General features: G+C 73.8%; 8 protein-coding genes. 6 read left to right on the top strand and 2 right to left on the bottom strand.

Going from position 1 to position 10114, the window contains the following annotated elements; all coding sequences use genetic code 11:
- The 5 genes from AWW66_RS04605 to gatB all read left to right on the top strand — a co-directional run.
- On the top strand, positions 1–1046 hold a 1046-nt coding region (locus AWW66_RS04605), incomplete at its 5' end, for an EAL domain-containing protein (RefSeq protein WP_157527146.1).
- Between the two features lie 190 nt (positions 1047–1236).
- The gene (gene gatC / locus AWW66_RS04600; protein ID WP_067360211.1) at positions 1237–1542 is read left to right on the top strand and encodes an Asp-tRNA(Asn)/Glu-tRNA(Gln) amidotransferase subunit GatC; all 306 of its coding nucleotides are present in this window, start codon (positions 1237–1239) and stop codon (positions 1540–1542) included.
- 67 nt (positions 1543–1609) lie between these two features.
- Positions 1610–3085, top strand: coding sequence for an Asp-tRNA(Asn)/Glu-tRNA(Gln) amidotransferase subunit GatA (gene gatA / locus AWW66_RS04595; protein ID WP_067360209.1), 1476 nt, complete (start codon positions 1610–1612; stop codon positions 3083–3085).
- A gap of 263 nt (positions 3086–3348) precedes the next feature.
- Positions 3349–4386 carry a hypothetical protein gene (locus tag AWW66_RS04590; protein WP_067360207.1) on the top strand — a complete coding sequence of 346 codons (1038 nt, stop codon included), beginning with the start codon at positions 3349–3351 and terminating at the stop codon, positions 4384–4386.
- A 97-nt stretch (positions 4387–4483) separates the two neighbouring features.
- Positions 4484–5980 carry an Asp-tRNA(Asn)/Glu-tRNA(Gln) amidotransferase subunit GatB gene (gene gatB, locus AWW66_RS04585; protein WP_067360205.1) on the top strand — a complete coding sequence of 499 codons (1497 nt, stop codon included), beginning with the start codon at positions 4484–4486 and terminating at the stop codon, positions 5978–5980.
- Positions 5981–6094: 114 nt separating this feature from the next.
- Here gatB and AWW66_RS04580 read toward each other — a convergent pair whose 3' ends face one another.
- Positions 6095–7735: a metallophosphoesterase gene (locus tag AWW66_RS04580; RefSeq protein ID WP_067360203.1), complete on the bottom strand. Its 1641-nt coding sequence runs from the start codon at positions 7733–7735 to the stop codon at positions 6095–6097.
- Between the two features lie 211 nt (positions 7736–7946).
- Positions 7947–9116 (bottom strand): PQQ-dependent sugar dehydrogenase, encoded by a 1170-nt coding sequence (locus tag AWW66_RS04575; RefSeq protein WP_067360201.1) that lies wholly within the window; start codon positions 9114–9116, stop codon positions 7947–7949.
- 68 nt (positions 9117–9184) lie between these two features.
- Between AWW66_RS04575 and AWW66_RS04570 the strand changes: the two genes are divergently transcribed.
- A complete protein-coding gene (locus AWW66_RS04570) occupies positions 9185–10111 on the top strand; it encodes a 2-hydroxyacid dehydrogenase (protein ID WP_067360199.1) in 927 nt (308 codons plus the stop codon).
- The last annotated feature ends 3 nt before the right edge of the window (positions 10112–10114 follow it).

The following is a 10114-nucleotide window of genomic DNA, read 5'->3' as shown; positions in this document are numbered from 1 at the left end:
TGGCCGGCGCCGCCGGGAGTTGGCGCTGGTGGGGCCGGCGGCTGCGACGGCAGCCGGAGAGCGCGCCCGCCGACGAGTTGATCACCCGGATCATCACCAACGCGGACCCGATCCGCCGCCGGGCCGGCGTGGCCCCCGGTCGGTACGAGCAGAACGCCGCGCACCGCGACGGTGTCCGCAGCCCGGTGCCGCGCCGGTCCGGCCGGAGCGGCAGCCGCCCGACGGTGGGCGCGCGCCGGGGCGGGGAGCCCGGCCGGACGGTCGACGCGGGCGAGATCACCATGTACTACCAGCCGCAGATCGCCATCGCCACCGGCGAGGTGGTCGGGGTGGAGGCGCTGCTGCGCTGGCGGCACCCCCGGCGGGGCATGGTCAACCCGGAGGAGCTGATCCGGGTCGCCGAGCAGACGGCCGTGATGCGGCTGCTGACCCGGCGGGTGGTGGACGACGTGCTGGCGCAGCTCGCCACGTGGTCCGCCGCCGGTGTCGAGCTGCGGGCCGCGCTCAACGTCAGCGTGCGGGACCTGCACAGCGGCGAGGTCGCCGACCAGGTGGCCGACCGGCTGGCCCGGTACGGCATCCGGCCCGACCGGCTCCAGGTGGAGATCACCGAGGGGGCGCTGATGGCCGACCCCCGGCGGGTGCTGGACACCATCACCCGGCTGCACCGGGCCGGGGTGGGGATCTCGCTGGACGACTTCGGCACCGGGTACTCGTCGTTGCAGCACCTGCGGCGGCTGCCGCTGTCCGAGGTCAAGGTGGACCGCTCCTTCGTGCTCGGGATGGCCGACGGCGGGGACGACGCGGCGATCGTCCGCTCGATGATCGACCTCGCCGGCGCGCTCGGGCTGCGGGTGGTCGCCGAGGGGGTCGAGGACGAGCGGACCTGGCGGTTGCTGCACGCCGCCGGCTGCGAGGTGGCCCAGGGGTGGTTCCACGCCCGCCCGATGCCCGCCGACGAACTCGCCACCTGGTTGACCCGGTACCGGCCGTTGCGGCCGAGCGGCGGCGGCGACCCGGGGACGCCCGGCGGGGTGGCCCGCTGAAGGGACCGGCGATCGTGGGGTGGCCCGCTGAAGGGACCGGCGGTCGTGGGGCGGCGCGGGTGGCCGGAGGGGGAGCCGGCGGCACGGCGTGCGGGCAGGACAATAGACTCGCTGCGGTCACCGCGCGTCATCCCCACCGGCCGCGCGGCCGACCAGCGGACGCAACAGGACAGCCACGAAGGGGGCACCGATGGCCGCCATCTCCCGCGAGGAGGTCGCGCACCTGGCGCGACTGTCGCGGCTCGCCGTCACGGAGGAGGAGTTGGACACCTTCGCCGGCCAGCTCGACGTGATCCTCCAGGCGGTCGCGCAGGTCGGCGAGGTCGCCGCGGCGGACATCCCGCCGACCTCGCACTCCGTGCCGTTGACGAACGTCCTGCGGGACGACGTCGTGGTGCCCGGCCTGACCCCGGCCGAGGCGCTGTCGGGCGCTCCCGACGCCGAGGAGCAGCGGTTCCGGGTGCCCCGGATCCTCGACGAGGACGTGGCGTCATGAGCGAGCGGACCACCCTTCCCGGTGTACCGGCGGCCCGTGGCGCCGGTGAGCGAAGCGAGGCGACGGCATGAGTGACCTGACCAGGCTGACCGCGGTCGAGATCGCCGGTCTCGTCGCCGGCGGCGAGACCTCCGCCGTCGAGGTCACCCAGGCCCACCTGGACCGGATCGCGGCGGTGGACGACCGGGTACGCGCCTTCCTGCACGTCGACACCGACGGGGCGCTGGCCGCCGCGCGGGCGGTCGACGAGCGCCGGGCCGCCGGCGAGGAGTTGGGCCCGCTGGCCGGGGTGCCGGTCGCGGTCAAGGACGTGCTGACCACCAAGGGCGTGCCGACCACCGTCGGCTCGAAGATCCTGGAGGGCTGGCGTCCGCCGTACGACTCGACGATCGTGCAGCGGTTGCGGGACGCCGGCACGGTGATGCTCGGCAAGACCAACATGGACGAGTTCGCGATGGGGTCGTCCACCGAGTACTCGGCGTACGGGGCGACGCACAACCCGTGGGACCTGGACCGGATCCCGGGCGGCTCCGGCGGGGGCAGCGCGGCGGCGCTGGCCGCGTACGAGGCGCCGTTGGCGATCGGCTCCGACACCGGTGGCTCGATCCGGCAGCCCGGCGCGGTCACCGGCACCGTCGGCGCGAAGCCCACCTACGGCGGCACCTCCCGGTACGGCCTGGTGGCGTTCTCCTCGTCGCTGGACACCCCCGGCCCGTGCGCGCGGACCGTGCTGGACGCCGCGCTGCTGCACCAGGCGATCGGCGGGCACGACCCGCGCGACTCCACCTCCATCCCGGCCCCGGTGCCGGACGTGGTGGCGGCGGCGCGCCTCGGCGCGACCGGTGACCTGACCGGGGTGAAGCTCGGCGTGGTCACCGAGTTCTCCGGGGAGGGGGCCGAGCCGGGCGTGCTGGCCGCGTTCCGCGAGTCGGTCGACACCCTCGCCAAGCTGGGCGCGGAGATCGTCGAGGTCTCCTGCCCGCACTTCCGGTACGCCCTGCCGGCGTACTACCTGATTGCCCCGAGCGAGTGCTCCTCCAACCTGGCCCGCTTCGACGGGGTCCGGTTCGGCCTGCGGGTCGGTGACGACGGCAACCGGTCGCTGGAGGAGGTCATGCAGCTCACCCGGGAGGCCGGCTTCGGCCCCGAGGTCAAGCGCCGCATCATGATCGGCACGTACGCGCTCTCCTCGGGCTACTACGACGCCTACTACGGCCAGGCGCAGAAGGTCCGTACCCTGATCACCCGCGACTTCACCGCCGCCTTCGAGCGGGTCGACGCGCTGATCTCGCCGACCACGCCGTTCGTGGCGTTCCCGCTCGGCGCGCGGACCTCGGACCCGTACCAGATGTACCTGGCCGACCTGTACACCATCCCGACCAACCTGTACGGCGGGCCGGGCATCTCGGTGCCGTGCGGCCTCTCTGACGGCCTGCCGGTCGGTCTCCAGGTCATGGCCCCGACCATGGCCGACGACCGGATGTACCGGGTCGCCGCCGCCCTGGAGTCCGCGGTCGGCACCCTCACCCCGCCGGCGCTGTGACGCGGCAGGGCGGGATGCCGACCGGACCGGGTCCGACCCTTCCCGGTCGGACCGTGACGTCGAGTCGGGCATCCCGCCCCTGCCGCTGATCATCGGCCGCGCCGCCGCCGACGTGTCGATCGTGGTCGACGGTGACGGCGGCGCTGCCGGTTCCGTCACCAACGGGACAGCCGCCGACACGGTGGGTGCGTATCCTGGCGGACGTCGGAAGTCGCCGCCGGCGGCAGACCGGAAGGGGGCCGGGATTGCGGCGAGCGGGGCGCGTGCCACGGCAGCGGCGGGCGTTCGTGATCGCCGGGTGTCTGCTCGGTGTGGCCACCGTCATCCTGCTCACCGCCTGGCGGACCACCGGCTTCCTCAGCGATCTGCTGCTCAACGTCGGCTCCAGCGTGGTGCTCGCGGCGATCTCGTACCTGATCTTCGATCCGCTCTTCGAGGAGGCGCGCCGGGCCCGGGTGCAGGAGCACCTGAGCTTCGACCAGCAGGCCTTCGTGTCCCAGCTACGCCGCAGCCGCCGGCACATCCGGATCCTCGACACCTGGACCATCCTGCTGGAGGATCGGCACCGGCAGGCGACCCTGGACGCGATCACGGCAGCCCTGCGGGGTGGGGCCGTGGTGCAGGTGCTCCTGCTCGACCCGGACTGCCGGGCGGCGCACCAGCGCTCCGAGGAGCTGGAACAGCAGGGTGTGAACGTTCCCGCCCAGATCCGGACCAACCTGCGGCACCTGTCCGCCTTCCACGCCAAGCTGCCCGTGGAGGAACGGAACCGCTTCCAGGTGCGCATCTACGACGCGTCGCCGTCGATCCAGCTCTACCAGTGGGACGACCGGGGACTGATCTCGTTCTTCCCGGTCGGGAAGCTCTCGTTCAACGTGTCCCAGCTCGAGGTGGACATGGACAGCCCGTGGGGCGCGTTCGTGCACGCCCGGTTCGAGGAGTTGTGGAAGCACGACCAGGCCACCGTGCCACTCGCGCAGTACTGGACGATCACGGTGGTGCTCCGGTTCCAGGACGCCGACGTGGCCGAGATCCAGGCGCCGTACGTGGTGGCCGACGGCGAACACTACGTCGACTGCGGCGGGGTCCGGCCGGGTCTGCCGCTCACGGCCCGGGTGAGGTTGTCGCGGCGTACGCACCAGTCGACGCCGCAGGCGTTCACGTTGGTCGAGCCCGCCGACGGGGACCGCGCGACGGTCGCCCGGCACTTCGGCGAGAAGTACGGCCGAGCCGACGGCGACCGGACGATCCTGCGCCTGGTGCCCGCCAGGCTGCTCCGCCAGTCCGGGTCGACCCGCTGACCCGTCGGCGGCGTGGCGGTGAAACCCGGCGGTCGGGCGGGCCGGCAACCCCATTAGGCTGGAACGGTTCTGTCCGGATCGCGCCTGGAGCGTCTCAATGACCACGACACTGCCCGCGTACGACGAGGTCGTCGCGCGCTTCGAACCGGTGATCGGCCTGGAGACCCACGTCGAGCTGGGCACGAACACGAAGATGTTCTGCGGCTGCCCGACCGACTTCGGCGGTGAGCCGAACACCCGGGTCTGCCCGGTCTGCCTGGGGCTGCCCGGCTCGCTGCCGGTGGCGAACAAGGCGGCGATCGAGGCGACCGTCCGGATCGGCCTCGCGCTGAACTGCTCGATCGCCTCCTGGTGCCGGTTCGCCCGGAAGAACTACTTCTACCCGGACATGCCGAAGAACTTCCAGATCAGCCAGTACGACGAGCCGCTCTGCGTCGACGGGTACCTGGACGTCGAGGTGAACGGCGAGACGGTGCGGATCGGCATCGAGCGGGTGCACCTGGAGGAGGACACCGGCAAGACGCTGCACGTGGGTGGGGCCACCGGCCGGATCCACGGCGCGACCGAGTCGCTGGTCGACTACAACCGGGCCGGCATCCCCCTGGTCGAGATCGTCACCAAGCCGATCCCCGGCACCGGCGCGCTCGCCCCGGAGGTGGCGCGGGCGTACGTCACCGAGCTGCGGGACGTGCTCCGGTCCCTCGGCGTCTCCGACGTCCGGATGGAGGAGGGGTCGCTGCGCTGCGACGTCAACACCTCGCTCAACCTGCCCGGCGCGGAGTGGGGCACCCGGACCGAGACCAAGAACGTCAACTCGCTGCGGTCCGTGGAGCGGGCGGTCCGCTCGGAGATGCTGCGTCAGGCGTCGGTGCTCGACGCGGGCGGCCGGATCACCCAGGAGACCCGGCACTTCCACGAGGAGACCGGCGACACCACGCCGGGCCGCTCCAAGGAGACCGCCACCGACTACCGGTACTTCCCGGAGCCGGACCTGGTCCCGGTCGCCCCGGACCCGGCCTGGGTGGCCGAGCTGAAGGCCGCCCTGCCCGAGCTGCCCCGGCTGCACCGTCGCCGGCTCCAGCAGGAGTGGGGCCTGTCGGACCTGGACATGCAGTCGGTGCTCAACGCCGGCGCGGTCGAGCTGATCGAGGCCACCATCGCGGCCGGGACCACCCCGGCGGCGGCCCGCAAGTGGTGGCTGGGTGAGCTGTCCCGCCGGGCCAACGAGACCGGCGTCGAGCTGGCCGACGTCGGGGCCACCCCGGCCCAGGTCGCCGAGCTCCAGGGCCTGGTGGACGCCGGCAAGCTCAACGACAAGCTGGCCCGTACCGTGCTGGAGGGCGTGGTGGCCGGCGAGGGCTCGCCGACCGAGATCATGACCGACCGGGGGCTGGAGGTCGTCTCCGACACCGGCGCGCTGACCGCCGCCGTGGACGAGGCGATCGCCGCCAACCCGGACATCGCCGACAAGATCCGCAGCGGCAAGGTCGCGGCGGCCGGCGCGCTGGTCGGCGCGGTCATGAAGACCACCCGTGGGCAGGCCGACGCCAAGACCGTCCGCGAGCTGATCCTGTCCCGGCTGGGCGCGAGCTGATCCTGTCCGGGCTTGGCGGGAGCTGAGCCCGGCGTGACGGCGCCGAAGCGGCGGCCCCGGTCCGGTGGGACCGGGGCCGCCGTCGTCAGCGCTGGGCCGTGGTGGGTACCCGGCTCAGCCGGTCGGGCTCGGGGTCGGGGTGGTGGGGGCCGGGCCCCGGGTGGGGGTGGGGGTGACCGGCGGGGAGGGGGCCGGGTCGGGCCCCTCGACCACCCGCCGCTCCAGGTTGACCTGCGCCTGGCCGGTGCCGCCGACGGTGATGTCGTCGTACGCCTGCAGACGCCGTTCGCTGTCGAAGTAGAGCACGGTCATGCTGAGCGGGGTCGGCCGCTCGCCCTCCAGGCCGCGCAGGCCGGCGCCGCCGGTGGAGCCCTGCACCATCAGCTCGGTGGCCTGCTGGCCGGGCACCTCGGGCAGGGTGGACACCTGACGGTCGTGGGTGTGCCCGGCCAGCACCAGCGGGCAGGTGCCGGAGAGCGGGCCGGCCGCCGCCGGGTCGTGCACCAGGGCGATGTCCACCGGCCGGGGGGATTTGCGGACCGTCTCGGCGATCGTCTCGCCGTTGTCGATCAGCTGGTTGGCGGTGGGCGCGTTGAGTCCACCGGCGGCCGGTGCGGTGCTCTTGTCGGGGGTGAACCGGGGGTCGCCGATGCCGGCGATGGTCAGCCCGGCCACCGTCGTGGTCGAGTTGTCCAGCACGATGGCGTTGGGCTGCCGGGCCACCGCCGCCGCCGTACGGCCGGAGTCGTGGTTGCCCCGGATGTACACGTACGGCTTCTTGAGCAGGGCGATCGAGCCGACGTAGTTGGCCTCCGGCTCGCTGCCCCAGTCGGTGATGTCCCCGGTGTCGATCACCACGTCGACGCTGAACTGCTCGACCACGGTCCGGATGAGCTGCCAGCCGGTCGGGTTGAGGTGCATGTCGGAGACGTGCAGCACCCGGGTGGTGCCCGGCTCCGGCTCGTACACCGGCAGCGCGGAGACCGTGGTGTAGAGCTGGCTGACGTTGCCGACGAGTCGCTTGAGCTGCTCGGCGTACTTGGTGTAGTCGTTGGCGATCTTGCGGGCGTCACCGACGATCGCCGGGGCGTTGACCAGCAGCCCCTCGTACCGGGGCTCCTCGATCGCCTGCGGGCGTACGGTCAGCGCGGCGGTGCCCAGGCTGCCCGCCGCGACCAGCAGGGCGAGCGTGCCCGACCAGGCCGTCCGGCGGCTGTCCCGGAACACCAGCCAGGCCAGGACCAGGGTGACCAGCACGACCGCGGCCACGGTGCGCAGGCCCAGCCGCAGCACCCCGTCGCGGACGTCCTCGACGGCGGACTGGCTGGCGCGGGCGATGCTCGCCGGGTCGTCGATCAGCGCCTCGGTACGCCGTTGGTCCAGCGCGCCCAACTCGACGTTGAGGTGCACGGGCCCGCTGTGCGAGTCCAGCAGGAGCGCGCCGAGCGGGGGGATGTCGACCGTGGTCCCGCCCGACGAGGCGGGGGTGAGGTTCAGTTGGGCCCGGAACGGGCCGATGTCGGTGTCGACGTGCCCGCCGGCCAGTGTCCCGATGACCACCCCGGCCATGGCGACCACCAGCACCGCCAGGGTCACCCCGAGCCGGCGCAGCGGTCCCCGCCGGCCGCCCCGGTCACCGGTCCCGGCGCGGCCCGCGCCGGGTTGCCGCCGCCGCGGCAGCCACCGGCGGGCACCCGCCGTCTCCCGGGCGTCGCTGTCCCGGGTCCTGTCCTGGTCGTTCCCCTGGCCGTCCATAACGAGATTCTGACCTGCCCCCTGAAAGATCTTGGCAAACCCGCCGTCTCCGGTGGTTCACGACCGCGTCGGCCGCCCCACCGGAGCCGTTCCGCCCCACGGGAGTCGTCCCGCGCCACGGAGTCGTCCCACCCCACCGGATTTCCCCCGCCGGAGCCGTGCCCCGCCGGAGCCGTGCCCCGCCGGAGCCGTCCCGGCCGGTGCTCCCCGGTCAGCTCCGACCGGCGCCACCGTCGGCGAACACCAGCCGCAGGATGCGGTCGTCCTCCGGCTCCGGGTCACCCCGACCGTCGTGGTTCGAGGTGGTCACCCAGAGGGAGCCGTCCGGTGCCACGGCCGCCGCCCGCAGTCGACCGTACCGGCCGGTGAGCAGTTCCCGGGGCTGGCCGAGCACCGTACCGGTGTCGGTCAGCTCCACCAGCCAGACCCGCTCGCCGCGCAGGCAGGCCGTGGCGAGCAGCCGGTCGGCGACGGCCATGCCGGAGCAGGACGCCTGCTCGGTCGGCCACTGCACGATCGGATCGGTGTACCGGTCGTCCTCGGCCTGCCCCTCGACCCGGGGCCAGCCGTAGTTGCCGCCCTTGGTGATCTGGTTGATCTCGTCCCAGGTGTTCTGGCCGAACTCGACCGCGTACATCCGCTTCTGGGCGTCCCAGCCGAAGCCCTGTACGTTGCGGTGCCCCAGCGACCAGACCGGGGAGTCCGCGTCGGGATTGCCGGGCGCGGGCTTGCCGTCCCGGGTGATCCGCAGGATCTTGCCGGCGAGGCTGTCGCGGTCCTGGGCCGACGGCCGATCGTTGGCGTCCCCGGTGCTGGCGTAGAGCAGCCCGTCCGGCCCGAAGCCGAGGCCGCCCCCGTTGTGCGTGCCGGCCTTGGGGATGCCGGTGAGGATCGGGGTGGGCCGGGAACCCAGCTCCATCCGGGCGATCCGGTTGTCCCGCTCGGCGGTGTAGTAGACGAAGACCGTCCGGTCCCGGGCGAAGTCGGGGGAGACGGCGATGCCGTGCAGGCCGCCCTCGCCGGCCGGGGCGACGTCGGCGATGGTCTGCACCACCGAGACGGTCAGCCCGTCCGGCCCGGACTCGGGGCCGACCTGGAGGATCCGGCCGCTGTCCCGCTCGGTGACCAGCGCCGCGCCGTCGGGCAGGAAGGCAATCGCCCACGGCACCCGCAGCCCCTTGGCCAGCACGGTGGTGACCACCTGCTGCTCGCCCCCCTCCGGCGTCGCGCTGACCGACGGGGTCGGGAAGGTGGGCGGTTCCCCCGCCGGGTCCGGTTCCGGCTCGCCGAAGCTGCACCCCGCGAGGAGCAGCGCCGCGCAGGAGGTCACGGCCGCCGCGCGGAGCCGGCCGGGGCGGGGGTACCAGGGACGGACGCTCACCCGGCCCAGCGTAGCCGTCCCGCACCCCGCCCCGCCCCGGTGCGGCGGGCGCACTATCGTCGGGCAGCGTGAAGGTCTGGATTCCGCACCCCACCGGCCGTACCCTGCTCGGCGAGCTGCCCGACGGGGTCGACGTCGAGGTGGTCGAGGACCCGACCCGGCTGCCCTCGGGCGGGGCCGGTGTCCGGTTCTGGGTACCGCCGTTCCTCAGCGGGCGGGACGTCCCGGCGGTGCTGGACCGGCTGCCCGACGTGGCCGTGGTGCAGCTGCTCACGGCCGGGGCGGAGGCCTGGGTCGGGCGGGTCCGCGACGGGGTGACCCTCTGCGACGCCCGGGGCGTGCACGACTCGTCGACCGCCGAGTGGGTGGTCACCGCGATCCTGTCGCAGCTACGCGGCTTCCCCGTGCTGGCCCGCGCCCAGGCCCGGGGCGAGTGGGCGTACGCCGAGGTGGCGCCGACCGACGAGCTGGCCGGCAAGCGGGTGCTCATCGTCGGGGCCGGCTCGATCGGGTCGGCGGTCCAGGCCCGGCTGGCGCCGTTCGAGGTCGCCGTCACCCTGGTCGCCCGGACCGCCCGCCCCGACCAGGGCGTGTTCGGCGTCGACGAGCTGCCCGACCTGCTGCCCTCGGCCGACGTGGTGGTGCTGCTGGTGCCGCTGACCCCGCAGACCCGGGGACTGGTGGACGAGGCGTTCCTCGCCGCGCTGCCCGACGGGGCGTTGCTGGTCAACGCCGCCCGGGGGCCGGTCGCCCGGACGTCGGCCCTGGTCGCGGAGCTGTCCACCGGGCGGATCTCGGCGGCGCTGGACGTCACCGACCCCGAGCCGCTACCGGCCGGTCATCCGCTCTGGACGATGCCGAACGTCCTGCTGACCCCGCACGTCGCCGGCTCGGTACGCGGCCTGCTGCCCCGGGCGTACCGGCTGGTGGGCCAGCAGCTCCGCCGGTTCGCCGCCGGTGAGCCGCTGGTGAACGAGGTGGTCGGCGGCTACTGACCG

Origin of the sequence: Micromonospora rosaria (assembly GCF_001567585.1) — a bacterium.
GTDB classification, from domain to species: domain Bacteria; phylum Actinomycetota; class Actinomycetes; order Mycobacteriales; family Micromonosporaceae; genus Micromonospora; species Micromonospora rosaria.
The sequence above is the reverse complement of the archived record's forward strand: the minus strand, read 5'-3'. Positions and strand labels throughout refer to the sequence as shown.